General features: G+C 70.4%; 25 protein-coding genes and 2 pseudogenes. 13 read left to right on the forward strand and 14 right to left on the reverse strand.

The window, feature by feature from the left end; genetic code table 11:
- Positions 1–39: 39 nt before the first annotated feature.
- From ACMTAK_RS49850 to ACMTAK_RS49860, 3 genes are all read right to left on the reverse strand, one after another.
- Entirely contained in the window at positions 40–243 is a 204-nt protein-coding gene (locus ACMTAK_RS49850; RefSeq protein WP_413812333.1) for a hypothetical protein, read from the reverse strand.
- A 156-nt stretch (positions 244–399) separates the two neighbouring features.
- A complete protein-coding gene (locus ACMTAK_RS49855; protein ID WP_413812334.1) occupies positions 400–1,293 on the reverse strand; it encodes a helix-turn-helix domain-containing protein in 894 nt (297 codons plus the stop codon).
- A gap of 178 nt (positions 1,294–1,471) precedes the next feature.
- Positions 1,472–2,380: a LysR family transcriptional regulator gene (locus ACMTAK_RS49860; protein WP_413812335.1), complete on the reverse strand. Its 909-nt coding sequence runs from the start codon at positions 2,378–2,380 to the stop codon at positions 1,472–1,474.
- Between the two features lie 94 nt (positions 2,381–2,474).
- Here ACMTAK_RS49860 and ACMTAK_RS49865 point away from each other — a divergent pair, with 94 nt between their 5' ends.
- Together ACMTAK_RS49865 and ACMTAK_RS49870 are read left to right on the forward strand one after the other, a co-directional pair.
- Complete coding sequence (locus tag ACMTAK_RS49865) at positions 2,475–3,302, forward strand: oxidoreductase (protein WP_413812336.1); 828 nt, start codon at positions 2,475–2,477, stop codon at positions 3,300–3,302.
- Positions 3,303–3,629: 327 nt separating this feature from the next.
- Positions 3,630–4,367, forward strand: a complete 738-nt coding sequence (locus tag ACMTAK_RS49870; RefSeq protein WP_413813234.1) for a CPBP family intramembrane glutamic endopeptidase — start codon at positions 3,630–3,632, stop codon at positions 4,365–4,367.
- A 24-nt stretch (positions 4,368–4,391) separates the two neighbouring features.
- Here the strand turns inward: ACMTAK_RS49870 and ACMTAK_RS49875 are convergent, their stop codons facing one another.
- Positions 4,392–5,558: an abortive phage infection protein gene (locus ACMTAK_RS49875; protein WP_413812337.1), complete on the reverse strand. Its 1,167-nt coding sequence runs from the start codon at positions 5,556–5,558 to the stop codon at positions 4,392–4,394.
- 166 nt (positions 5,559–5,724) lie between these two features.
- Here ACMTAK_RS49875 and ACMTAK_RS49880 point away from each other — a divergent pair, with 166 nt between their 5' ends.
- The 3 genes from ACMTAK_RS49880 (at position 5,725) to ACMTAK_RS49890 (ending at position 8,285) form a co-directional block, all read left to right on the forward strand.
- Positions 5,725–6,933 carry a sensor histidine kinase gene (locus ACMTAK_RS49880; RefSeq protein WP_413812338.1) on the forward strand — a complete coding sequence of 403 codons (1,209 nt, stop codon included), beginning with the start codon at positions 5,725–5,727 and terminating at the stop codon, positions 6,931–6,933.
- A 4-nt stretch (positions 6,934–6,937) separates the two neighbouring features.
- The gene (locus ACMTAK_RS49885; protein ID WP_413812339.1) at positions 6,938–7,591 is read left to right on the forward strand and encodes a response regulator transcription factor; all 654 of its coding nucleotides are present in this window, start codon (positions 6,938–6,940) and stop codon (positions 7,589–7,591) included.
- A 400-nt stretch (positions 7,592–7,991) separates the two neighbouring features.
- Complete coding sequence (locus ACMTAK_RS49890; protein ID WP_413812340.1) at positions 7,992–8,285, forward strand: hypothetical protein; 294 nt, start codon at positions 7,992–7,994, stop codon at positions 8,283–8,285.
- 101 nt (positions 8,286–8,386) lie between these two features.
- On the opposite strand, the gene ACMTAK_RS49895 is transcribed toward ACMTAK_RS49890, so the two are convergent.
- From ACMTAK_RS49895 to ACMTAK_RS49910, 4 genes are read right to left on the reverse strand one after another with little or no spacing between them, the layout of a single operon-like run.
- Positions 8,387–8,842, reverse strand: coding sequence for a MaoC family dehydratase (locus ACMTAK_RS49895; protein WP_413812341.1), 456 nt, complete (start codon positions 8,840–8,842; stop codon positions 8,387–8,389).
- Positions 8,839–10,365, reverse strand: a complete 1,527-nt coding sequence (menE, locus tag ACMTAK_RS49900; RefSeq protein ID WP_413812342.1) for an o-succinylbenzoate--CoA ligase — start codon at positions 10,363–10,365, stop codon at positions 8,839–8,841. Before menE ends, ACMTAK_RS49895 begins: the two co-directional genes overlap by 4 nt.
- Before the next feature lie 10 nt (positions 10,366–10,375).
- Positions 10,376–11,251 (reverse strand): amidohydrolase family protein, encoded by an 876-nt coding sequence (locus ACMTAK_RS49905; RefSeq protein ID WP_413812343.1) that lies wholly within the window; start codon positions 11,249–11,251, stop codon positions 10,376–10,378.
- Positions 11,251–12,168 carry an SDR family NAD(P)-dependent oxidoreductase gene (locus ACMTAK_RS49910; RefSeq protein ID WP_413812344.1) on the reverse strand — a complete coding sequence of 306 codons (918 nt, stop codon included), beginning with the start codon at positions 12,166–12,168 and terminating at the stop codon, positions 11,251–11,253. The genes ACMTAK_RS49905 and ACMTAK_RS49910 overlap by 1 nt, the downstream gene beginning before the upstream one ends.
- A 247-nt stretch (positions 12,169–12,415) precedes the next feature.
- Here ACMTAK_RS49910 and ACMTAK_RS49915 point away from each other — a divergent pair, with 247 nt between their 5' ends.
- The 4 genes from ACMTAK_RS49915 (at position 12,416) to ACMTAK_RS49930 (ending at position 16,909) form a co-directional block, all read left to right on the forward strand.
- Positions 12,416–12,841, forward strand: coding sequence for a MarR family winged helix-turn-helix transcriptional regulator (locus tag ACMTAK_RS49915; RefSeq protein ID WP_413813235.1), 426 nt, complete (start codon positions 12,416–12,418; stop codon positions 12,839–12,841).
- A gap of 31 nt (positions 12,842–12,872) precedes the next feature.
- Positions 12,873–13,697, forward strand: a complete 825-nt coding sequence (locus tag ACMTAK_RS49920) for a PaaX family transcriptional regulator (protein WP_413812345.1) — start codon at positions 12,873–12,875, stop codon at positions 13,695–13,697.
- A 161-nt stretch (positions 13,698–13,858) separates the two neighbouring features.
- Positions 13,859–15,241, forward strand: coding sequence for an alpha/beta hydrolase (locus ACMTAK_RS49925; protein ID WP_413812346.1), 1,383 nt, complete (start codon positions 13,859–13,861; stop codon positions 15,239–15,241).
- A gap of 15 nt (positions 15,242–15,256) precedes the next feature.
- Complete coding sequence (locus ACMTAK_RS49930) at positions 15,257–16,909, forward strand: MFS transporter (RefSeq protein WP_413812347.1); 1,653 nt, start codon at positions 15,257–15,259, stop codon at positions 16,907–16,909.
- On the opposite strand, the gene ACMTAK_RS49935 is transcribed toward ACMTAK_RS49930, so the two are convergent.
- Positions 16,894–17,289, reverse strand: coding sequence for a VOC family protein (locus tag ACMTAK_RS49935; protein WP_413812348.1), 396 nt, complete (start codon positions 17,287–17,289; stop codon positions 16,894–16,896). The genes ACMTAK_RS49930 and ACMTAK_RS49935 overlap by 16 nt on opposite strands.
- Positions 17,290–17,548: 259 nt before the next feature.
- On the opposite strand from ACMTAK_RS49935, the gene ACMTAK_RS49940 reads away from it, so the two are divergent.
- Entirely contained in the window at positions 17,549–17,920 is a 372-nt protein-coding gene (locus ACMTAK_RS49940; RefSeq protein ID WP_413812349.1) for a ClpX C4-type zinc finger protein, read from the forward strand.
- 169 nt (positions 17,921–18,089) lie between these two features.
- Here ACMTAK_RS49940 and ACMTAK_RS49945 read toward each other — a convergent pair whose 3' ends face one another.
- Positions 18,090–18,971: a helix-turn-helix domain-containing protein gene (locus ACMTAK_RS49945; protein ID WP_413812350.1), complete on the reverse strand. Its 882-nt coding sequence runs from the start codon at positions 18,969–18,971 to the stop codon at positions 18,090–18,092.
- Between the two features lie 170 nt (positions 18,972–19,141).
- Here ACMTAK_RS49945 and ACMTAK_RS49950 point away from each other — a divergent pair.
- Both ACMTAK_RS49950 and ACMTAK_RS49955 read left to right on the forward strand, forming a co-directional pair.
- Positions 19,142–19,941: pseudogene (locus ACMTAK_RS49950) on the forward strand (zinc-binding dehydrogenase); the annotation flags it as partial.
- 324 nt (positions 19,942–20,265) lie between these two features.
- Entirely contained in the window at positions 20,266–20,616 is a 351-nt protein-coding gene (locus tag ACMTAK_RS49955; RefSeq protein WP_413812351.1) for a cyclophilin-like fold protein, read from the forward strand.
- Positions 20,617–20,621: 5 nt separating this feature from the next.
- Here the strand turns inward: ACMTAK_RS49955 and ACMTAK_RS49960 are convergent, their stop codons facing one another.
- Both ACMTAK_RS49960 and ACMTAK_RS49965 read right to left on the reverse strand, forming a co-directional pair.
- Complete coding sequence (locus ACMTAK_RS49960; RefSeq protein ID WP_413812352.1) at positions 20,622–20,849, reverse strand: hypothetical protein; 228 nt, start codon at positions 20,847–20,849, stop codon at positions 20,622–20,624.
- Positions 20,850–21,094: 245 nt separating this feature from the next.
- Positions 21,095–21,775, reverse strand: coding sequence for an SDR family NAD(P)-dependent oxidoreductase (locus ACMTAK_RS49965; protein ID WP_413812353.1), 681 nt, complete (start codon positions 21,773–21,775; stop codon positions 21,095–21,097).
- A 194-nt stretch (positions 21,776–21,969) separates the two neighbouring features.
- Here ACMTAK_RS49965 and ACMTAK_RS49970 point away from each other — a divergent pair, with 194 nt between their 5' ends.
- Positions 21,970–22,653, forward strand: a complete 684-nt coding sequence (locus tag ACMTAK_RS49970) for a TetR/AcrR family transcriptional regulator (RefSeq protein ID WP_413812354.1) — start codon at positions 21,970–21,972, stop codon at positions 22,651–22,653.
- A 455-nt stretch (positions 22,654–23,108) separates the two neighbouring features.
- Here ACMTAK_RS49970 and ACMTAK_RS49975 read toward each other — a convergent pair whose 3' ends face one another.
- Positions 23,109–23,363 carry a hypothetical protein gene (locus ACMTAK_RS49975; RefSeq protein ID WP_413813295.1) on the reverse strand — a complete coding sequence of 85 codons (255 nt, stop codon included), beginning with the start codon at positions 23,361–23,363 and terminating at the stop codon, positions 23,109–23,111.
- 151 nt (positions 23,364–23,514) lie between these two features.
- Positions 23,515–23,616 (reverse strand): annotated as a pseudogene (locus ACMTAK_RS49980) (ferredoxin); the annotation flags it as partial.
- Positions 23,617–23,641 lie beyond the last annotated feature (25 nt).

Consider the following 23,641-nt stretch of genomic DNA (forward strand, 5'->3'; position numbering starts at 1 on the left):
CCCAGGAGCAGACGGCGGTCAGCGCGGCCCTGCGTGGTGTCAGCAGCCCACGCAACCGGCGCAGTCGAAGCCCCCGGCCGAGTTCTTGCAGCACCGGGCGTTGCAGCTGCACGAACCGCCGTACTGCCGGTTGCACTGCCAGCATTGCGGCCAGCACTGCTTCACCTGCACGGCAGAGGCCTCCACCTGGGGAACGAACAGGCCGAGCAGCCTGCTGCCCATCGAGGTGAGCGTCCTGTACATGTCCACCCTCCTTCCGTCGAGTCCGGCCCGGCTCCGTGGACTGGGCGCGGGCCGATGTGGGGTCGAGCCGACAGACGGCGTCTGCCGACTCCGCCACCATCGCGATCCGGCGGGAAGGATGTCTTGTACGAATGCGACGCCGGGAACGCGCGGCCCTCACTCGGCGAGCAGAACGCTGGTGACCTGATCGGGCAGGAAGTCCAGCGGCTCGCCGGGCTTGGAGGACGCCCGACGGGTTCCGAACCGGCCCGGCGTGCAGCCGACCCGGTCCTTGAAGGCCCGGGTGAAATGGGCCTGGTCGTAGTAGCCCGCGAGGGCCGCGGCCTCCGCCCACGGCAGACCGCCGTCCTGAAGACGCAGCGCCGCCTGCAGCCGGAGCACCTGGGCGAACTGCTTGGGTGGCAGGCCCACTTGCTCGCGGAAGCGCCGCTCCAGCCGTCGGCGGCTCCATCCGGTCTCGGTGACCAGTTCCCCCACGCGAATCCGGCCGTGGGTGCGTCCCAGCCGCCGCCACGTCCAGACCACCTCGGGCGCGCACACCGGACCGGCCTGGGCCCGGGCCGCGAACACCCCGTCGAGCAGGGCGAAGCGCGATGCCCAGTCGCGGCACTCGGACAGGCGGCAGAGGAGACGGCCCGCCTCCCGGCCGAGGAGATCGGCCGGGTCCAGGTTGCGCTCCGCCAGCTCGGCCATCGGCACGCCGAAGAAGCGGAAGGCCGCGATCGGCGTCAGCATGACCGTCACGCCGGATAACTGGCCGGTGTGCTCGCCCAGCGTGGCGGTGGCCCGTAAGCCGTTGATCATCGAGGTTCCGGTGACGGACTGGCGCGGATCCACCGCGTCGGCGATCCGTACCGGCTCGCCGAACCCGAGCATCACCTTCACCACGCCGTCCGGCACCAGCAGCCGACATCGAGGCTGACGCGCACCGAATTGGAAGCCCCGGTATCCCAGCACATGCTCGCGCGCGGCGGCGCCGGGTTTCCTGGTGATCAGCTCTCGCGAATCCGCCGCACTCGATAAGGCCCTCGGCGAGTGCTTCTCGTGCATTTTGCTTCCCCCTCGTGTCCGTGGATCGGTCACATAAGGCCCATCGTGTCCGGCGCGGTGAGACGGGGACCACAGGGATCAGGCCAAAGCGGACGGCGGGGGCGAACCGTCTTGGAGCACGGATACAGGCCGCTGGGACCGGTTCCACCATCTGTCCGGCCAGGCGCCGGGCTCCACATCAGGCGCCGGCCGAGGGCTGCCCGGTCGCCTCCCTGCAAGCACGTAGGTAATCCAGCACCAGGGGACGGTGGTCGTCGGCACGCCGGGCGAGTGCGTACTGGCTCGGCGAGATGCCGCGCACCGGTCGGGTCACGACGCCGCCCAGGGTGATGAGCGGTGCGTTCCCGCTGGCCAGCAGGCAGACCCCGCGCCCGTCCACCAGCGCCTCGTACGTCTCCTCGGTGCTGGCGATCTCGGCGCCGACGACCGGTGGCCTGCCCTCACGGGCGTCCATGGCGAGCCAGTACTCCCGCAGCGCCCCGGCGCTCGGCGGCAGCGCGAGGAACGGCTCGTCCAGCAGATCGGCGAAGTCGACCACGTCCCGGGCGGCCAGGGGATGCCTCTCGGGCAGCGCGACCAGACGGGGTTCCTGGGCCACCACGACCCAGGTGTAGCGGTCCGGATCGGGCATCGGGAGCCAGACGAAGGCGAGGTCGCTGGAGCCGTCCGCGAGCCCCGCGGTCGGATCCTCCCAGTTCACCTGGCGCAGTTTCATACGGGCGTCGGGGTGGACGTCGGTGAACCGGGACCTGATCCCCGGCAGCAGACCGCCGCGGCCAGGGCTGGTGCTCATCCCCACGACAAGCGTCGCCCGCTGCCCGGCCTTGGCCTTCTCGACCGCTTCCCACGCGGCGTCCCACATGGCGAGCACCCGCTGGGCGTGCGGCAGCAGCGCGGCGCCCACCGGTGTGAGCCGGACGCTCCTGCCGTCCCGTACGAACAGCGGCGCGCCGAGCTGGCGCTCCAGCATCCGGATCTGCTTGCTCAGCGCCGGCTGCGAGACGAACAGCCGCTCGGCCGCGCGGGTGAAGTGCAGCTCCTCGGCCACGGCGGTGAAGTACCGGAGATCCCGTCCATGCACATCCATAACCATCGGTTATCACACCGGGTCTTGGACGGGCAAAGGACTTCTCCGCGAGAGTCGACCCCAAGAGCACAACACTTCCGTGAAGGGATGTCCGATGGGCAAGGTCTGGCTGGTGACCGGGGCGAACAGTGGCTTCGGCCGGGCGATCACCGAAGCCGCGGTGGCCGCCGGAGACGTGGTCGTGGCCACCGCACGCCGTGTGGAGGCGCTGGGCGACCTCGTGGCCGCGCACCCCGACCAGGTGGAGGCGCTGACGCTGGACGTCACCGATACCGCCGGTATCGAGGCCACCGTGCGGGACGTGGTGAGCCGTCACGGCAGGATCGACGTCCTGGTCAACAACGCGGGGCGCGGCCATGTCGGCGCGGCCGAGGAGACCACCGACGCCGAGCTGCGCTCGCTGTTCGACCTGCATGTCTTCGGCCCCGCCGCCCTGGTCAGGGCCGTGCTTCCCGCCATGCGGGCCCGGCGCTCCGGTGCGATCGTCCAGCTGAGCAGCATGGGCGGCCAGATGTCCTTCGCCGGATTCTCCGCCTACAGCGCCACCAAGTTCGCCCTGGAGGGATTCTCGGAGGCGCTGGTGGAGGAGGTGCGCCCGCTCGGCATCAAGGTGCTCATCGTGGAGCCCGGCGCCTTCCGCACCAGCCTGATGGACAACACCGGCGCCAGCGAGGAGATCGCCGACTACGCCGAGACGGTCGGGCCCACCCGGCGGATGACCCAGACCGCCGGGGGCGCGGAGCCGGGCGACCCGGCCAGGGCCGCGGCGGCGATCCTGGCCGCCCTGGACGCCGAGCGGACCCCCCTGCGGCTGCCCCTGGGCAGCGACGCGGTCGACGCGGTCCTCACCCACCTCGACGCCATCCGCTCCGACGTCACCACCTGGGAGAAGACCGCTCGCGACACCGCCTACCCGCAGTAGGCGCCACCTCGAACGCTCATCGTTGGGGAAGTGGTCCGTTCCCCGCTGGGCGGCGTACCAGCCCAGTGCGCGGACCTTGGGCTGGTGCGGAGTCGGCGGGAGCAAGGGCGCGGGCGCAGCCGTTGCAGGTTGGCTCACCAATGGTCGCGACGAAACACCGAAGCGTTACGAAACTCCCTGTCCGCGGTGCGGCAACCCCGTATCCCGCCCGGCGTAGGAAGCCCAGTGCCGAAAGTCCAGCCAGGAGTAGCAAGGCAAGACCGGATCTCTCGACCACCGAAAGCTCCGCGTTCCCTTCTCCGCGCCCGCGGCTACGCTCATCCCGTGATGCAGTCGTGGAAAGACCACGTCATCCGTCATCCACTGTGCGGCGCGGTGGAGTTGACGTTCGCATGGCACACCGTGCTGCTGCTCTTCGCCAAGGTGATCCTGCCCCCACTGGCGCCCTCCTGGTACCCGGACCTCGGCGCCACCCTGGTCAACGCCATCTGCGCCGCGGGGGTGTGGCTCGTGCTGTGGCGGTGGGGCTGGCTGGGTGTCTCCGGGGTAGCCGCGCCAGGCCGTCCGCGCCGCTGGTGGCTGGCCGCGCCGATGCTGCTGGTCGCCTGCTCGTACACCGTGGCCGGCCTCGACGGCAGCGCGACGGTGGTCGTCAGCGGCCTGGTGTCGCTGCTGTGGGTCGGCGTCAACGAGGAGATGTACAGCCGGGGACTCGTCCAGCAGACCCTCGGCCCACTCGGTCCGATGCGCGCGGCCGTCGGCGTCGCCGTCCTCTTCGGAGCGGGCCACATCCAGAACTTCCTGTTCTTCGACGCCTCGCTCGACGACACGCTGTGGCAGATGCTGTCCGCCGGATTCTTCGGCTTCACATGCGCCGCACTGCGCTATGCGATCGGCTCCATCTGGCCGATGGTGATCGTCCACGGACTCGACGACTTCTTCCAGATCCGCTCTCCCGGCTCGGCCCCGGACTGGTGGCAGGCGAGCGTGTACGCCTTCCACCTGGCGTACGGCCTGTGGCTGCTGCGCCGGTACGGTGCGGGCGGGTCGTACGAGCGCGCATGAGTCGACGTGTGAGTGGCTGTGCTCTCAGGGACGCCGTCGGTGGCGGGCGTACTCGTCGGCCAGGGCCCGGAAGGATTCCTTGGGCTCCCAGTGCCAGGGGGAGTCCGGCTCCGCCGGACGGTCCCGGATCACCTTCACCAGGCTGTAGGCGGCCATGTCCAGGTCGAGTCGCGGCTCGCGGCGGTGTGGGGCGTCGGGCGTGACGAAGGTATAGGCCATCGCCGCATACAGGTTCATCGACTCGAACACGTCGAGCACATCGGTCAGATACGCCGCCTGTGTGTGCTCGCTGCGCACCAGCCCCTTCCTGACCCGCGGCGGTGTCTTGGCGTAGTCGACGACGTCCCAGCCCATACCCCCCAGGCGGGGTGCGCCCTCGAAGGTGCAGCAGCCGAACTCGGTGATCGCGAGCGGCTTGCCGTGACGCTGGTATCCACGCAGCTCCTTGACGTGCCCGGCGCGGTTCGGAAACCAGCCGTAGTAGTCGATGCACACCAGGTCGAACAGGTCCCAGTCCACGTCCTCGTCCTGCGCGGCTCCGTACGACAGCGGCCCGCGGAAGACCGAGCGGCCGACGGCGGCGGCCCGTGCGGTGAAGCGGCGCAGGCGCCGGGCGGTCCGCACCGGGTCGTAGTTGCCCTTGACCAGGTTCTCGATCCGCTCGGTCGCGGTGGCGCCGGGCACGATCCCGGGGACGAACAGCATGAACTCACAGCCCACGTTCAGATGCACCCGTACGCCCTGCCGGCGCAGTCGTTCGGCGAATCGTCCGGTCTCCGCGAGGTGGTCGAGGATGTCCGAAGCGGGCACATCGCCGAGGGTCGGCTCCAGCCACACTCGCAGACCGCTCTCGGCCGCCTCGGCCGCGGTGCGGGTGAGCCGTTCGACGCCATCACCGGTGATCTTCACCGTGTCGGCGTGCAGTTGGCGGCGGATCACCCGCAGGTCGGTGCGGGTACGAGCCGCGCTCCACGCCGTCGCGGACGTCTCGCCTTCCCCCACTTCGTAGACGACCCCGCGATAACGCACCCCGCCCGGCCGGGCGTCTCCCGCCCGCTTCCGATCCGCCGGGGCGCCCGCGCTGTCGTGCCACTCCGTCGCGGCGGCGTACCCGGCGGGCAGTACCGCGCCGACGGCGACGGCCCCCGCGAGCCGCAGCAACCGCGCCCTGCTGACCTGGACTGCACCCATCTCGTTCTCTCCCGTCTTCCGGATGGCAGCAGCCTGCGGGAGCCACCTGGGTCGGCACCATTCGCCGACGGTCCAGGAGGAGGCGGCGGGAGCCAGACCGATGGCCAGGGGACGTCTGGCCAGTTGGCCGATGTGCCGCCCTTCGCGGCCCGCATACCCTCACCGTATGACCAACGGCCTCGACCTCGCCCGCCCGGCCGGGCGCACCTGGCGCGACCGGGCGGTGGACGCGGGACTCTGCTGCGCGGCCGTCTTCCTCGGCATGGTCGTGCTCGGTGTGGTGAGGGAGCAGGGCGATCCGCCGGGGTGGGCGGCGGAACTGGACCCGCTGCTGGGGCTCGTGGCCTGCTGTGCACTGTGGTGGCGGCGCGGTTCCCCGCTCGCCGTGGCGCTGATCGGGCTGCCCGCGGTGGCGCTGGCGACCAGCGCTCTGCCTGCCGGTGCGTTGATCGTCACCAACCTCGCGCTCCGTCTGCGCTGGCGGCAGGCGCTGCTGATGCTCGGTGCGTACGTGGTGTGCATGGTGCCCTCCGGTCTGCTGCTGTCGGGAGCGGCTGACGACCTGTGGCTCGACGCCGCGTTCTCGCTGGCCTACCTCCTGGCCGCCTTCGCCTCGGGCAGCGCACTGCGTTCCCGGCGGCTGCTCTTCGAGCGGCTGCGCGCGGACGCCGAGCGGGCCCGGGCCGAACACGAGCGCAGGCTCGCCGACGCCCGCCGCGGCGAACGCCAGGCCATCGCCCGCGAGATGCACGACGTACTGGCGCACCGCATCTCCCTGCTCTCCGTGCACGCGGGCGCGCTGGCCTACCGCACCCGGCAGGCGGAGGCGGGCGCCGGGCCCGCGCTGAGCAGTGCCGAGGTCGCCGAGAGCGCCGAGGTGATCCGGGGCAACGCACACCAGGCCGTGGAGGAGTTGCAGGAGGTGCTGCACCTGCTGCGGGCGGAGGGCGGCGGTGAGCCGGTGTCGCTGCTGCCACGGATCGCGGACATCGACGGTCTGGTCGCGGACGCCCGTGCCACGGGGCAGCCGGTGGACTTCCGTACCGAGCTGACCGCCGACGCCGTCCGCGCACTGCGGGGGCAAATTCACCGGACCGTCTACCGCGTGGCCCAGGAGGGCCTGACCAACGCCCGCAAGCACGCGCCCGGCACAGCCGTCAGCGTACGGCTGGCCGGAGGTCCCGGCGGCGGCCTCACGGTGGAGGTCCGCAACGGGCTGGCCGCCGCGCCACGCGCAGACGGGACGGTCCCGGGCACCGGCGCCGGTCTGACCGGGCTCGCCGAACGGGTCCGGCTCGACGGCGGCACCCTCGACCACGCCGCCGCCGACGGCACCTTCACGCTGCGCGCCCGGCTACCGTGGCCCGCGAGGTGACACGATGATCCGAGTGCTGCTGGCCGACGACGACCCCCTCGTGCGGACCGGGCTGAAGATGATGCTGCGCGGGGCGGGCGGTATCGAGGTCGTGGGGGAGGCGCCGGACGGCGCAGAGGTGGCCGCCGCCGTCCGTGAACACGCGCCCGATGTGGTCCTGATGGACATCCGGATGCCGGTCATGGACGGCCTCGCGGCCACCCGCGAGCTCACCCGGCGCGGTGCCCAGGCCCCGCAGGTGATCGTGCTGACCACCTTCGACGAGCACGGCCTGGTGCTGGAGGCGATGCGCGCCGGTGCCGCCGGGTACCTCGTCAAACACGCCGTGCCCGAGGAGATCGTCGAGGCGGTACGGCGGGCCGCCCGCGACGAGCCCGCGCTGTCGCCGTCCGCCGCGCGTGCCCTCATCCGGCACGCGGCGGGCGGACCGGACGACCGCGCCGAACGCGCCCGGCAGCGGCTGGCGTCGCTCACCGAACGCGAGCGCGAGGTGGCCGAGGCGGTGGCCGAAGGCCTGTCCAACACCGACATCGGCGCCCGCCTTCACCTTTCCCTCGGCACGGTCAAGGCCCACCTCTCCAGCGCCCTGGCCAAACTGGACCTGGACAACCGCGTCCAGCTCGCCCTCCTCACCCACGACGCCCATCCGCAACCCTGACCGGAGGGCGTACGGATCCGGCAGCCGGTGCGTCGAGGGTGGTGGCGGCCAGGCCCGCCGTGGCCAGGAAGGCTATGGAAGTGCTCCCACCCTAGGAGCGGGCCGAGGGGCCGACAACGCCCGGAGCGCGGGACCGTTCCGGCTGGTGGCAGCCGCTGCACGCGAGGTACGGATTGGTCGGGTCGCCGCACACCGTGCCACCGTGTCCGTGCCGACATGCCCAAGCCCCGCCGTTTGGACGGGAGTTGTGCCATCGAGATCAAATCACTGCTTTAATTGGGTAGCTGATCTTGAGTCCCGGCCCCTCGGAAAGGCAGCCTTGATGTCCCCGGTCCTCTGCTCGTCCCGCTCCCGTTCCGAGGTTCCGTTCGAGGCTGCCGACGCCGGTGTTCTCCGTGTCATGTCCAACTCCCGCACTCCGGTGTTCTGCACCGTGCACTCGAGTGGACGACGCCGGTACGGCTACTGGCAGCCGTACGACTCCGTCACCAACCGGGGAGGCTGCTATGTCGCACTGCCCACCCCCGTATGCGACAGGCTGTACTCCCAGGGGCGGATCACTCTCGGTGAGCCCCTGGTGGATCCGGCCAAGACCACATACCGCGTGTGGCCCGCTCATGGCCCGGTCGCGCCGGTGCGCATCCCGGTGGCGCCCCTGCCCGCGATGGCGGTGGCACAGGTGCTCGCCGCCTGAGCCGAGGTTCCGGGAAGCCGGCTCGGCGGTGCGGTGGTCGGCGGTGCGGTGTCGGCCGCCGGACCCGCCGGTCTCGCCGGTCTTTTTCGTAGTGCGGCAGGTCAGACGTAGAAGCGGGACAGACTCTGTACCACGGCAGCGGGCTTCGTGCCGCCGTCCACCTCGATCGTGCCGTCGACGGTGATCTGGACGCCGCCGGGTACGTCCTCGACCGAGGTGAGCCGGGCCACCAGCCGTATCCGGGATCCGGCCTTCACCGGTGCGGGGAAGCGCACCTTGTTCAGGCCGTAGTTCACCTTGGTGGTCACGCCCCGTACGTCCAGCAGTTGGGTGAAGAGGGGGATGAACAGGGACAACGTGAGGTAGCCGTGTGCGATCGGCGCGCCGAAGGGACCCTGGGCCGCTCGCTCCGGGTCGGTGTGGATCCACTGGTGATCGTCGGTGGCATCGGCGAAGGTGTCGATGCGGTCCTGGGTGACCTCGATCCACTCGCTGGTGCCGAGGTCCGCGTCGGCGAGCTTCTTGAGTTCGTCCAGGCCGTTGACGGTGATGCTCATGAATCGGCTTCCTGTTCAGGGGCGGGGGTGCCGTAGCGGTCGCGCACCCGGGACTTGAGGAGCTTTCCGGAGGCGGTGCGCGGAAGTTCGTCCGCGATCACCACCGACTTGGGGATCTTGTACTTGGCGAGCCGCCCGGACAGTGATGCCAGCACCTGCTCCGGGTCGAGTTCGGCGCCCGCCGCCGGGACGACGACCGCCCGGGGCGCCTCGCCCCATGTGTCGTCCGGGACGCCGATCACCGCGCACTCGGCGATGCCCGGGTGGGCGAGGAGGAGATCCTCGATCTCGGCGGGGTAGACGTTCTCGCCGCCTGAGATGATCATGTCCTTGATCCGGTCGACGATGTACACATAACCGTCTTCGTCGACCCGGGCCGCGTCCCCGCTGCGGAACCAGCCGCCCGCGAACGCGGCCTCCGTCTCCTCGGGCAGCCCCCAGTAGCCGGACATCACATGTGGTCCGCGCACCACCACTTCGCCGGTCTCGCCGGTGCCGACCGGGGTGAGATCGGGCCGTACGACCCGTACGTCGCTGAAGAAGTGCGGTACGCCTGCCGAGCCCGCCTTGTCGGCGGCGTGCTCGGCGTCCAGGAAGAGGGTGCCGGGCGCGGCCTCGGTCATGCCGTAGCCCTGGAGGAAGGTGAGCCCGCGCTCCTGGTAGGTGGCGATGAGCGGGGTCGGCACCGGGGATCCGCCGCAGGTGAGGATGCGGAGCGAGGACAGATCGGCGTTCGCCCAGCGGGGATGCCGGGCCACCTGGCCGAACATCGTCGGCACTCCGAACATGAAGGTGATGCGATGCCGTTCGATCAGGTCGAGGGTCGTTCCGGGGTCGAAGGCCTCCACCAGAACGCAGGTGCCGCCCTTGAGCAGTACCGGCAAGGTGATCATGTTCAGGCCGGCGGTGTGGAAGAGCGGGGCGGACACCAGGGCGCGCTCGTCGGCGAACAGATCGTGGTCGACCAGCACATTGACGGCGTTCCAGATGATGTTGGAGTGGGTGAGCATCGCGCCCTTGGGGCGGCCGGTCGTCCCCGAGGTGTACATGATGAGGCAGGTGTCGTCGGGGGAGACCGGTTCATCGATCGGCTCGGTCGGCGCGGCCGCCAGGGTCTGTTCGTACGCGTCGCCGATCTCGAGGCGGATCCGTACATCGGTGCCGGCCGGCAGTCCTGCGACGAGTCCGGTGTGTGCCTCGCCGTGGATGAGGGCCTTGGCGCCGGAGTCGGCGAGCTGGTAGGCGATCTCGGGGCCGGTGAGCCGGGTGTTGAGGGGGACGAAGACGGCACCGAGGAGGCCGGCGGCGAACAGGGTCTCCAGATAGGCGGGGTGGTTGGGGCCGAGGTGGGCGATGCGGTCGCCACGCCTGATGCCCCGGGCGCGCAGGGCATGGGCGAGGCGGGTGGTGCGGATGTGCAGGGTGCGGTAGTCGGTCGACTGCTCGCCATGGATCAGGGCCGTGCGGTGCGGGGTCTTACGGGCCCGGCGTGCGGGCCATGACCCCAGTCCCTCGTTGCGCATCCGACACCCCTTACGGTTTGGTCAGGCCGAGCAGCCGGGCCGCGTTCTCCTTGAGGATCTTCGGCTTGACCGCCTCCTTGATGGAGAGCTTGTCGAAGTCGGCCAGCCATCGGTCCGGGGTGAGCACCGGGAAGTCCGAACCGAACAGCACCTTGTCCTTGAGCAGTGTGTTGGCGTACTGCACAAGCTGCGGCGGGAAGTACTTCGGCGACCAGCCGGACAGGTCGATATGCACGCCGGGCTTATGGGTCGCCACCGCCAGCGCCTCGTCCTGCCAGGGGAACGACGGATGCGCCAGGATGATCTTCAGATGCGGGAAGTCGGCGGCCACGTCGTCCACATGGAGCGGGTTGGAATACTTCAGGCGGATGCCGCCCCCGCCGGGCACACCGGCGCCGATGCCGGTCTGGCCGGTGTGGAAGAGAGCGATGGTGCCGGTCTCCTCGATCACCTCGTACAGGCCGTACGCCACCGAGCGGTCGTTGGGGAAGAAGCCCTGGACGCTGGGGTGGAACTTGAAGCCCTTCACGCCGTACTCCTCGACCAGCCGCCGGGCCCGCCGCACGCCCGCCTTCCCCCGGAAGGGGTCGATGGAGGCGAAGGGGATGAGGACGTCCGCGTTGGCGGCGGCGGCCTCGGCGACCTCCTCGTTCGGGACGGGCTCGGTGCCGGTGGCGGACTCGGCGTCCACCGTGAAGATGACGGCGGCCATCCGCCGCTCGCGGTAGTAGGCGGCCGTCTCCTCGAGGGTGGGCTTCCGTTTGCCCTCGACCTGGAAGTAGGCGGCGGAGGCGTCGTGCAGATCGTCGTCCAGGGAGGAGTGGCCCTTGGAGGACACCTCCGCGTGGGTGTGGACGTCGATGGCGACCAGATTCCGGAGGTCCATCACGCCTCCGGGGTCTTCGGTGCGGGGATGCCCACCGATTGCGGCTCGGCGCCGATCGATGTGTGCCAGGCGTCGGCGAGGGCCTCGGAGGTCCAGCCGCCGTCGGCGTAGGCGGTCCGAATCTCCTGCGGATGCGACCAGAGCGCCACCTTGTCGCCGCCGATGCCGACGCACTGGCCGGTGATGCCGCGGGCGGTGTCGGAGGCCAGGAAGGCAACGATGGCGGCGCAGTCCTCCGGGGTGCCGAATCCCTCACCTTTGCGCAGGAAGTCCGGCAGCGGTTCGCCGTTCCTCAGGGCCTCCACATACGGGGCGAAGGCGGGAATGGTCTCGGTCATCGCGGTGGCGGCGACCGGCACGATCGCGTTGACGGTGATGTTCGCGCGGGACAGTTCCATGGACCAGGTGCGGGCCATGGCGGCGATTCCGGCCTTGGCGGCGGCGTAGTTGGTCTGACCGAAGTTGCCGCGCTGTCCGGCCGGGGAGCCGACGAGGACGAGCGTGCCGCCCTCGCCCTGCTCGCGCATGCGCACGGCGGCGGCGCGGGCGCAGGTGAAGGTGGCTCGCAGATGGGTGGTGATGACCGCGTCGAAGTCCTCGTCGGTCATCTTCCAGAGCACCTTGTCACGCAGGATGCCCGCGTTGGTGACCAGGACGTCGAGTCGGCCGTACTCCTCGACGGCACGGCCGACCAGCCGCTCGGCGGCTTCGGCGGAGCCGACCGGGACCACCTCGGCCACGGCGGTGCCACCGGCCTCGGTGATGGACTTGACGGCCTGTTCGGCCACGGCTTCGTCGACGTCGTTGACGACCACGGACGCGCCGTGGGCGGCGAGGGCGTGTGCGTAGGCGAGGCCGAGGCCCCGGCCGCTACCGGTGACGACGGCGGCCTTGCCGGTCAGATCGATGGTGGGCACGAGCGGGTCCCTTCGCATGGGTGCGCCTGTCCGGCGCGGAGTGCGGCGGCGAGATCGAAGCTAAGCGCAATAATTGGTGTCGTCAACAGTTGTTGTCCACCTCGGGTGCGCCATGCTGGACTCTGCGCACGAGACCCACCCCTCCGGGAAGAGCCGAGACCGGCGCCCCGGGGCCGAGACCAGGGAGCCCGCCATCGCCCGCCGGCACACCGACCCCCCGCCCCCCATCGACGCGGACGAACCGTGGATGCGGGCGCTGCACGCGGACACGGGCTATCTGCTGTATCGCCTGGGCTTGCGCTCCGGCCAGCTGTTCAACACCTTCCTCCAGGAGTCGGGGCTACGGCTGCGGCACTACGCCGTGCTGCGCTACCTCGCCACCTGTGAGGGCGCCTTGCAGCGAGAGCTCAGCGCCCGGCTCGGCTATGACCCGAGCGCGATCGTCGGCCTGGTGGACGACCTGGAGAAGCTGGGCTTCGCCGAGCGCCGCCCCGCCCCCGACGACCGCCGCAGCCGCGTCGTCGTCCTCACCGAGGACGGCCGCGCGTTCCTCCGCGACACGGATCAGGCGGGCCAGCGGGTCACCGACGAACTGCTCACCCCGCTCGCTCCCGCCGAACGGGAGGCGCTGCACACGCTCCTGGTGCGCGTCGCCGGGGACGGGCTCGCCTGACGCTGCCGCGTGTGCGCGGGCCTCGTAATGTATGCGTGTGACCGCTCCAGCCCTCCGCCCCCAGTCCCTCCTGCTCAGCTTCCTCGGTGACGAAGTGCTGGGCCGTGGGGTGTGCGTGTACACGGGGAGCGTCATCGAGGTGTTCCGGCGCGCCGGAGTCGGAGAGCAGGCCACCCGGTCCACCCTGACCCGCATGGTCGGCCGTGGCCTGCTGAGTCGTCGGCGTGAGGGCCGGCGGACCTACATCGGCCTCACCGACCGCTCGGAGGCGATCCTCCGTGACGGCGAGCGGCGCATCTGGAAGACGGGCGCGGTCAACCGCGAGTGGGACGGCACCTGGACCCTGCTCGGCTTCTCGCTCCCGGAGTCCTGGCAGCGCCAGCGGCACGATCTGCGCTCCCAGCTGACCTGGGCGGGCTTCGGCGCGCTGTTCAGCGGACTGTGGATCGCGCCGGGCGAGGTCGACGTCTCCGAGATCGTCGCCGAGTTGGGCCTGGCCGCGCATGTGAAGGTCTTCCGCGCCCACGCGGACGCCGGCATGGACATCGCCGAGATGGTCGACGACACCTGGGACCTGCGCGCACTGGGCGCCGGTTACCGGGACTTCGACGCGTCCTGGCGGCCGTACGCCTCAGGTGGCGTGGACTTGGCCGGAGAGGACGCCCTCGCGCTGCGTCTCCGATTGACCGCCGAGTGGCTCCAGGTCATCCGCAGTGATCCCCGGTTGCCCGTACGGCACCTGCCGGAGGACTGGCCCGCGGCCGGGGCGGAGGAGACGTTCCGCGCGGTCCACGGCCTGTTGGAGGCGCCGGCCCGGGACGCGGCGCGCCGGTCGATCGAAACCGTTCCGGCGTAGCCGTCTTCCCGCGTGCCACACCAGGGCGTGCTCTCAGGCGAAATTGTGCATTGCGTTGACGGCTGCAAGAAATCAGCCCTACATTCCTCCACACCTTCGTTCAGCGCTGAGCACGCGCCCCAGGTTCCCCGCTCCGCAGCCGCCCACAAGGAGCCACTTCCATGTCTGCTCGCACCCGTCCGCGTGTCGCCCTGGCCGCCCTGGCGTCCGTCGCACTCGCCGTCCTTCCCTGGTCAGCCGCCCGGGCGGACCCGACGGCCACTGCCCACCTCACCGGCACCCTCGCCGACGGCGCCACCTGGATCGCGGACGTCCCCGACCGCTGGAACGGCACCCTGCTGCTGTTCAGCCACGGCTTCGGCCCCACCGTCGCCCAAGACGCCCCCTCCGACGCCGTACGCACCGAGTTGCTCTCCGAGGGCTATGCGATGGCCGGTTCGTCGTACGACCCCCATGGCTCGATGTGGGCCCTGAACAGCGCAGAACTCGACCAGTTCGCCACACTCGACGCCGTCACCGCGAAGATCGGCACCCCGCGGCGCACCCTGGCCGTCGGCCAGTCCATGGGCGGACTCGTCAACGCGCAGATCGCCCGCGACGGCGCCGGCCGTGTCGACGGCGCGCTCGGCCTGTGCGGCCTGGTCGCGGGCGGCACCGACCTGGACAACTACCAACTCGACGCCGAGTACACCATCGCTCGGCTGCTCCTGCCGGGGCAGGACGTCGATCTGGTGCGCTTCGGCTCCGCCGACGACGCGGCCGCCACCGCCGGGAAGCTCACCGACGCTGTCACCGCCGCGCAGGCCACCCCGCGGGGCCGGGCCCGGATCGCGCTGGCCGCGGCCTTCCTCAACCTGCCCGCCTGGGCGCCCGGAAGGGACCGGCCCGCCCCGGCCGACTGGGCGGGCCAGGAGGAGCAGCAGTACACATGGTTCGCGCAAGGCATCCTGTCGTTCGTCGAGGGCGGCCGGTTCGCCATGGAGCAGTCAGTCGGCGGCAACAACTCCTGGAACCGGGGCGTCGACTACGCCCGCCTGCTCGCCGGTTCCGCCCACGCCCCGCAGGTCCGCGCGCTGTATCGGACGGCCGGACTCGACCTGCGCGCCGACCTGACGTCCCTGACCCGGGGTGCCCCGATCACCGCCGACCCCGCCGCGGTCCGTACGGCGCGGCGCACCTCGTCCGCCGGTCAGGGCCTCGGCGTACCGCTGCTTGACGTGCACACGATCGCCGACAACCTCGTACCCGTGGAGCAGGAACGGCGGTTCGGCGACCGGGTGCGCACGGCCGGGGACGGCGCGCTGCTGCGGCAGGCCTACGTCGAACGGCAAGGCCACTGCGCGTTCACCACCGCCGAGACCGTGGCCGCCCTGCACGCGCTCGAACACCGCGTCGTCACCGGCCACTGGGACGGCGCCGCGACCCCGGCCGCGCTTCAGCGGTCCGCCACGGCGCTCGGCCTGGACGGCGCGGCGTACGCCCCGTACCGCCCGGCACGTCTGACGGTCGGCCGCGATCGCCCGGCGCCCCCCGCCCGCCACTGACGTTGGGACCCTCATATGTCCGACGCACCCGCCTCTTCCCCCTCCGCACAGCCTTCCGCGCATCCTTCCGCGCCCCCTTCCGCATCCCCGGTCCCGCGTCTCCCGCTCGGTACGCTCGTCGCCGGTTGTCTCGCCGTCTGCCTCGCCCAGATCGGCCTCGCGATACCGGCCACCCTCAACGGCCTGTTCCAGGAACACCTCCACCCCGTCGGCGCCCAGCTCACCTGGATCTCCGACGCGTTCCTGTTGCCCGTCACCGTCCTCGAACTCTCCTTCGGCGTGCTGGGCGACCTCTTCGGCCGCAAACGGCTTCTCGTCGGCGGGGCCGCGCTGGTGTGCGTGGGCGAGGTCGTCGCCGCGAGCGCGTCCGGCATCCATCAACTGTGGGCGGGGCAGGCGCTGGCCGGTCTCGGCGCCGCCGCGCTCTTCCCCACGTCGCTCGCCATGATCGCGGCCGGTACGCACACCGGTGCCCAGCGTGCCCGCGTCATCGCCCTCTGGGCCTCCAGCCTGTCCGCGGGCGGCTTCCTCGCGCCGCTGCTCGGCGGTATCACCGGCACCTACGGCTCGTGGCGCTCGGCGTTCGTGGTGGTCGCCGCGCTGGCCGCGGTCAGCGCCCTGGTGAGCCTGTGGCTCGCCGCCAACTCCCGGGCCCCGGAGGGGCGTTCGCTGGACATCGGCGGCCAGATCACCATCGGCGTCGGTCTGTTCGCCCTGCTGTACGCCGTCATCCAGGGGCCGACCGACGGCTGGGGATCGACCCCCGTGGTCGTGGCGTTCATGATCGCCGCGGTCTTCCTGGGCCTGTTCGTGGCCGCCGAGAGCCGGGCCCGCTCGCCCCTCCTGCGCCTGGACCTGTTCCGCGACCGTTCCTTCGCGGTCGCGTCGGTCGTCGCGGTGGTGGGCATGTTCAGCTTTCTGGGCACGGCCTACGCGACGAGCATCCGGCTCGGCCCCATCCAGCACCAGAGCCCGATGCGTACCGCCTTCGCGTTCCTGCTGCTCAACGGAATCACCCCGGTGCTCACCCCGCTGACCTCCCGGCTGCTGAACCGGCTGCCCGCACGGGCGCTGCTCACCTCCGGTCTGGCACTGATCGCCGCGGGCGACTTCCTGGCCGCCGGGCTCGACGTCGACGACCGGCGTCTGACCTCGCTGATCCTGCCGCTCGGCCTGGTCGGCATCGGCTTCGCCTTCACGGTGTCGTCCATCACCGCGACCGCAGTCAACACGGTGCCGCTCCCGCTCGCGGGCATGGCCAGCGCGGCCACCAACCTGCTGCGCGACTTCGGCTTCACCCTCGGCCCCGCGGTCGTCGGCGCCGTCGCGCTGAGCCAGGCGGCGTCCCGGGTGACCTCGTCGCTGGCCACCTCGTCGTCCCTGACCGCGGAGTCGAAGGCGGCGGCGCACGACGTGCTGAGGGAAGGCGGCCCGCTCGCGCTGAACTCCGTCCCCGCCGCCTCCCCGCCGGGCGCGGCCCGCGCACACGCTCTCGACGCCCTCGGCCACGGCTACGCGATCGGCTTCGTGGTGTGCGGCTCGGCCGCCGTGTTCTCGGCGCTGCTGGTGGTCACGGCTCTGCGGGGGCGCACGGCGGAGAAGAGCGCGCCGCAGGCGGAGGACGGTGTGCGACGGCGGCCCGCCGGAGAGTCTCAGCCGGCCGGTTGAGTGAAGCGGATGCGGTTGCCGAACGGGTCACGCAGGCCGCAGTCGATCCCGTACGGGCGCTCAGTGGGTTCCTCGGTGAACTCCACGCCTTGCGTCAGCAGGGTCTCGTAGGTCTTGCGGCAGTCGGGGGTGGTCAAGATGAGCCAGCCGCCCATCACACCCTTGGTCACCAGCTCACGGACCTGCTCGGCCGTCTCCTCCGACATCGCCGGGGCGCCCGGTTTCTCCAGCAGGATCTGCCGCTCGGGGTGACCGGGAACGCTGACGGCGAGCCAGCGCATGAAGCCCAAGTTGACGTCCGCGGCGACCTCCAGGCCGAGCTTGCCGACGTAGAAATCGAGGGCCGCGTCCTGGTCGAGGACGTAAATCTGCGAATTCACCACTGCGGGGACCTTGGGGTGCGCTGCGACGGTGCGGCCGGCCGCAGACGCTGCGGTGGGCGTTGCTCGGCCGCCCGCCCGCGGCACCGGTACTCCTCCACCGAGGGACTGGGGCCGGAGTAGATGTGCTGATCGGACAGGTTGGTTCTGGCGAGTCCATGTGGGATTGCACGACTTCTGTTGTCAGGCATTTCCTTACGGCGTAAGGTCACGCCTGACGCCGTCAGGAAATGCCTGACACGGAGGGGAAGGTGGCCGGATGCCGCCCGCAGCAAAAGACTCTGTGATCGCAGCGTGCTCGTTCTGCCAGAAGCGGAACACCGAGGTGGGGACGCTCGTGGCCGGACCGGGAGTGTTTATCTGTGATGAGTGCGTGGCTCTCTGCTCGACGGTGATCGAGGGGAGGCCCGCGGAGGGCGGACCGCAACTTGCCCCCTGGGACCAGGTGACGAGCCCCGAGGTGGTGCTGGCGAGTCTGCCGCTGATCGCAGCTGCCGGGGCGCAGGTCGAGCGGAACCTCGCTCAATGGGTGCTCAAGGCGCGTGCGCTGGGAGTGACCTGGGCGCGCATCGGGGAGACTTTGGGGATGACCCGCCAATCCGCGTGGGAGCGCTTCTCCGGCGAGGAATAGGGCTATCGAACGCGCTGGTCGTAGCCACTCGTTGATGGCCGCGACGAGGACGGCCCCCTCGGTGCCACGCCGCCGCAGGTAACGCCTGATGGAGAAGCAGCGCCCCTGATGTGCTCGGTGTGTCGCGGGGGCCATGGCCATGGCCTGAGCATGCCCCGGCCGACTGTGGTCACGTGGCTGGTCGCGATGGGGAGAGGTTCTGGTCGGCGGCCCAGGAGCCAAGGATGCGGAGCTGCTCGTGGGTGGGGGAGCCGGCCTGGGCGGTCCAGACGGTCAGATGCTGGTCGGGGTCGGTGTTGGCGGTGAGCGTGTCCCAGTCCAGGACGAGTTCGCCGACCACCGGGTGGTTGAGGGTCTTCGTTCCCACGGTGCGGGCGGCGACGCGGTGATCCCCCCACCACTGGGCGAACTGCTTGTCCCGCATCGACATTTCGCCTACCAATTCCATCAGTCGTGGGTCCTCCGGATACTGCGCGGCTTCCATGCGCAGTTGGGCGACGGCGATGTGGGCGGAGGTCTCCCAGTCGGCGTACAGGGCCCGCATGGCCGGGTCGGTGAAGATGATCCGGGGGTAGTTGCGGTGCCTTTCCGGGATGCGGGAGAAGTCGGTGACCAGGGCGGCGGCCAGCGCGTTCCAGGCCAGGATGTCCCCGCGTCGGCCCTGGACGATGGCCGGGGTGGCGGTGAGGTCGTCGAGCACGCGCTGTAGCTGGGGCTGGACCTTCTGCCGACCGCGGTGCCGGGTGCGTTTGGTGGTCTTGCCCGCGAGCTGGAAGAGGTAGCCGTGCTCGTCGTCATCCAGGTGGAGTACGCGGGCCAGGGTGTCCAGCACGGGCGCGGATGCCTGCATGCGGCCCTGTTCGAGGCGGGTGTAGTAGTCGGTGCTGATGCTGGCGAGCTGGGCGACTTCCTCGCGGCGCAGCCCGGCCACGCGGCGGGGTCTGCCGGTCTCGGGCAGTCCGACCATGCGGGGGCTCAGCTTCGAGCGGCGCTTCTTGAGAAATTCTCCCAGCTCGTTGAGGGGGACGTTGCCGGTCATGGTTCCCAGCATGGCAGGATCCCACCCGGGGAAGGGGGGAGATTTTCCTCCCAGGTTGTTTCCATCCCTGGATGGATTTCTCCGCTTTTCGCGCGTGCACTCGTGTGTGAGCTTCGACCGTGCGTGGCCGTGTCCAAGTCACGGCTGCGGCACGAGACCCTCGCGGAGAAGGAAGCACCACCATGCGTGGAGCAGTCATCCACGGCCCCGGCGATGTGCGCTTCGAGGAGCTGGACGACGCGAAGATCGTCCAACCGACCGACGCGGTCATCCGTACGGTCGCCACCTGTGTGTGCGGTTCGGACCTGTGGCCCTACCGCGGCCTGGAGTCCATCGGCGATCCGCACCCGATGGGGCACGAGTACGTCGGCATCGTCGAGGAGGTCGGCCGTGAGGTCACCGCCATCGAGCCGGGCCAGTTCGTGGTCGGCTCCTTCTCCACCTCGGACAACACCTGCCCGAACTGTCTGGCCGGCTGGCAGTCCAACTGCCTGAACCGCCAGTTCAATGAGTACCTGCCAGGTGGAGTTCGTCCGCATCGCCAACGCCCACGGCACCCTCGTCGCCACCGACGGCCACCCGGACGGCGAGTTCGTGCCCAGTCTGCTCGCCGTCTCCGACGTGATGGGCACCGGCTGGTACGCCGCCCTCGCCGCCGAGGTACGGCCGGCTTCACCTCCGTCGTCGTCGGAGACGGCGCGGTCGGTCTGTGCGGCATCATCGCCGCCAAGGAACTTGGCACCGAGCACATCACCACCATGCGCCGCCACGCGTCCTGCCAGAAGCTCGCCCTCGAATTCGGCGCTACCGACATCATCAGCGAACGCGGCGAAGTAGGCATCGGCCTGGTCAAGGAGCTGACGAACGGCATCGGTGCGGACGCGGTGCTGGAGCGCGTCGGCACCCCGAGGCCATGCGACAGGCACTGCGCTCGGCCCGGCCCGGCGGCAACGTCGGCTTCGTCGGCGTCCCGCACGAGATCTTCCAGTACAGCCCCGTGCCCCGTGCCGACAGAAGCCCCGACGTCCTGTCCCAGCGCCTGTACGACATGCACACGGACCGGACCGGCTTCCGCCACCACGCCGAACCCCTGCCCGACTGAGACCAGGACGACACCATGATTCCGTTCGCCCTCCGCGTCCTCACCCGCGCCCTACCGACCGCCGTAGTGCTGGCGGTGACCGCCTGCACTACTGACTCGAGGGGGGCCACCCCCTCTTCCTCGTCCTCCCCGTCGTCTCCCACCGGGCCTCGGCAGACGACGACAGCCCAGGAACCCATCGCACCTTCCGGCAGGAACACCGCCATGAACATCCGGCTCACCATCGACGGCCACTCGTTCGACGCCACCCTCAACGACAGCGCCGCCGCACGCGACTTCGCCACCCTGCTCCCGCTCCGCCTTGATCTGGACGACTTCCATCAAACGGAGCGGATCGCTTATCTCTCGCGCAAGCTGGACACCTCCGGCGCGCCTGAGGCAGCCCGGCCTCAGGCCGGTGATCTGGCATATTACGCACCCTGGGGCAATCTGGCCCTCTTCTACCGCGACGGCGACTCACCCTCCACCGGCCTGGTCATCCTCGGCCAGGTCGCCGACCGCGACACCGAAAGGCTCGCCACCGCCGACCACGTCACGATCGAAACCAGCTCCTGACCGGCTCACAGAGCCTTACCGCTGCCGGAGATGGCCAGTGACCTCGGCGTCAGCGTCTCCCACGTCGGCCTGCTGATCACCGCCTTCGCCATCGGCATGATCATCGGCGGGCCGACCATGGCCATGGCCACCTTGCGCCTGCCACAGCGCCAGACCCTGATCCCCTCGCCGTCACCGTAGCCGTCGGAGGTGTCGATGATGTTGATGCCTGCCTCGATGGCTGTGCGGATCATGCCGACGGTCTCGGCGCGGTCGGTGTTGGTCGGCGGCCCGAAGTTCGTGGTGCCCAGTGCGGTGCGTTGACCGACATGCCGGTCGCGCCGAGATATCTGCGTTCCATGGTTTCCCCTGTGTGCTTCGAAGACGCGGTTCGGTGAGCGGGGGTACTCAGGTCGCGTGGCTTGGCCAACATGCACGCATCGCGCCGCGTCGGCCGCGCGCGGCATGGCTGAACGGGCCTTGGCGCCGGTCGGCGCCGTCAGATGCTGAAGACGCGTTCGGCCTGGTCGCGGTCGGTGGTGTGGAGTTCCCAGTAGACGGGGGAGATCGCCTCGGGCGGGGCGACGGGGGCGGCGCTTTCGATGAGGGCGGCGCCGATGGACACATCGATGCCGACGTGGGCGGCCTGGATGCCGGTGCCCTCCAGTTCTTTGTGCAGGTTGACCGCCCAGTTGCGCAGGGCCGCCGCGGCGGCGTTGACGTTGCCGACCTCCGGTACGGGGTCGATCGAGCCGGCCCCGGTGGTGTAGAGCAGAGTGCCCGTACCGGCCTCGCGCATGGCGGGCAGCACCGCCTGGGTGGCGGCGATCGCCCCGTACAGCTGGAATTCGATCTCGTGCTGCACATGCGAGGGCTCGGTCTGGCTGGGGACGGTCAGGGCGGTGGAACCGAACGTGCCCGCCGGGGAGTACTCCAGGACGTCGAGCCCCCCGAAGTGTGCGGGGGCGTCCTGGAGCGCCTGAGCGAGGCCACCGCGGTCCAGGACGTCAGCGGGGAAGGCGGCAGCGGTGATGCCCTCCGCGGCGAACTGCTCGACGAGCGTGTCGAGCTTGGCGCGGTTGCGTGAGATGAGGGCGACGTCGAAGCCCTGGGCGCCGAAGGTGCGGGCGATGGCCGAGCCGAGCTGGGGGCCGGCTCCGACGATGGCGATGCTGGTCACGATGGATCCTTCCGTACTGCCTGAGTGGTGTGGTGTGGCGGCGGGCGCCGTGCGGCCGGGATGCCCAGCGGAGGCACATCCGGCCCCTCCACGGACAGGCCTATCCGGTGAGAATCGGAAAGGCCTATCCGTTTCTCCTCCGATAGCGTAACACCAGAAATGGATAGGGCATTCCGGTTGGTAGGATGGGGCTCATGACCCCCGCCGCCCCGCCCCCGGACAATGCGCCGCTGCGCAGTGACGCCGAACGCAACCGGGGGCGGATTATCACCGCCGCACGCACGGTGTTCCAGCGTGAGGGACTGGGCGCCTCGATGGCCTCCGTGGCCCGCGAAGCCGGCGTGGGAATCGCCACGGTCTTCCGGCACTTCCGCATCAAGGAGGACTTGGTCGCGGCCGTGTTCGGCGACCGCATGGACTCCTACGTCGCCGCCGTCCGCGAGGCGCTCGACGCCGCTGACCCCTGGGAAGGGTTCAGCACCTTCATCGAGGCCATATGCGCCATGCAGGCCGCCGACCGGGGCTTCGCCGACGTGCTGACCATGACCTTCCCTGCCGCTCAGGCCATGGAGGAGCGCCGCCAGGAGTCATACCAGGGGTTTTTGCGGCTCATCGCCCGCGCCAAGGACGACGGCCGTCTGCGTGCGGACTTCACCAGCCAGGACCTGGTCGTCCTGCTCGTCGCCAACGCCGGTGTCCTCACCTTCGCCGGCGACGCCGCCCCTGACGCATGGCGCCGATTCGTCGCCCTGATGATCCAGTCGTTCAAGGCACCCGCTCACGGCCCCCTGCCGGACCCACCCAACGACGACGCCCTGTACCAGGCCATGCTCCGCACCAGCGCCGCCGCACTGGCGACACCGTCACGCGGCACCTGAGAGCCACCCTGCCCCGGAGCGCTCGCGCTGCTCACGGCCAAGGACAGCAAGGGCGGCCGCGCTCCGCGACCACGGCGTCACCTGCGGCGCCATCCACACGCCCAAGGACGTCCCGGCCCAACACAAGGCCCGCCGCGCGTACGTGAACCGCGTCAGCGCCTTCGCGCAAGCTCACCAGCGGGCCGGGCCCGGGGAAGGTCCGGTGCGACTGCGCCCGGCCATTGGCCTGGCTCTTGATCTGGCGGCGGCAGCCGGGCTCATCTGCCAGGCGCAGGATGTGCACGGTCTTCGCGATCCGCCCGTAAAGCCGACAAGGGACCCTTGGTCACCAGCACGATGCAGGAATACCGGAGACACAAAGCCGGAGCACCGTGGAAGAGCTACGCGCCCGGTGACCACACCCGATGATCTCTACGGCTCCGATAGGACATTGGCGGAATACGCCAGACTTCTGCTCACGTGTGCAAACGCTTGATCCACGGGTGAGGTCCGTACGTCTGCGTGATCGCGGCGACGAGCCACCGCCGCTGCTGATCCGTGAGCCTGTGCAGTACCGTGTCGAAGTCCACCATTGCCAGCCTGAACATTGTGGCCAATTCGTCCAGAGGAGCGGGATCCCACCTGTCAAAGGGAGTCACGCCCAGACGGACGACGCGATGGGTGAAGATCTTGCACATGGCGGTGGCTGCCGCGCCGCGCCGCATGGTCATCGGCCCGCCCCGGCCTCGAGCCTGCGCCGGATTCGGTCGCGCGCCTCGGCGTCACCCGTATCGAGGTCGGTGTCGCGTATCGGGTGGTGGCGGCCGGCGGCCAGAATTGGGTGCCGGTCTGTGTGACCCAGCCGCAGTGTTCGATGCAGTGGACGACGATGCCGTCCTCATCTCGCTGGTCGAACACCTCCGGTGCGATCAGTACGCACTGACCGGCGCCACAGCAATTGGTTTCGTCCACATGGACCTTCACGTTATTCCTCGCTTCCTGCCGTCTT

This window comes from Streptomyces lacaronensis (assembly GCF_047337785.1).
In the GTDB taxonomy this organism is placed as follows: domain Bacteria; phylum Actinomycetota; class Actinomycetes; order Streptomycetales; family Streptomycetaceae; genus Streptomyces; species Streptomyces lycopersici.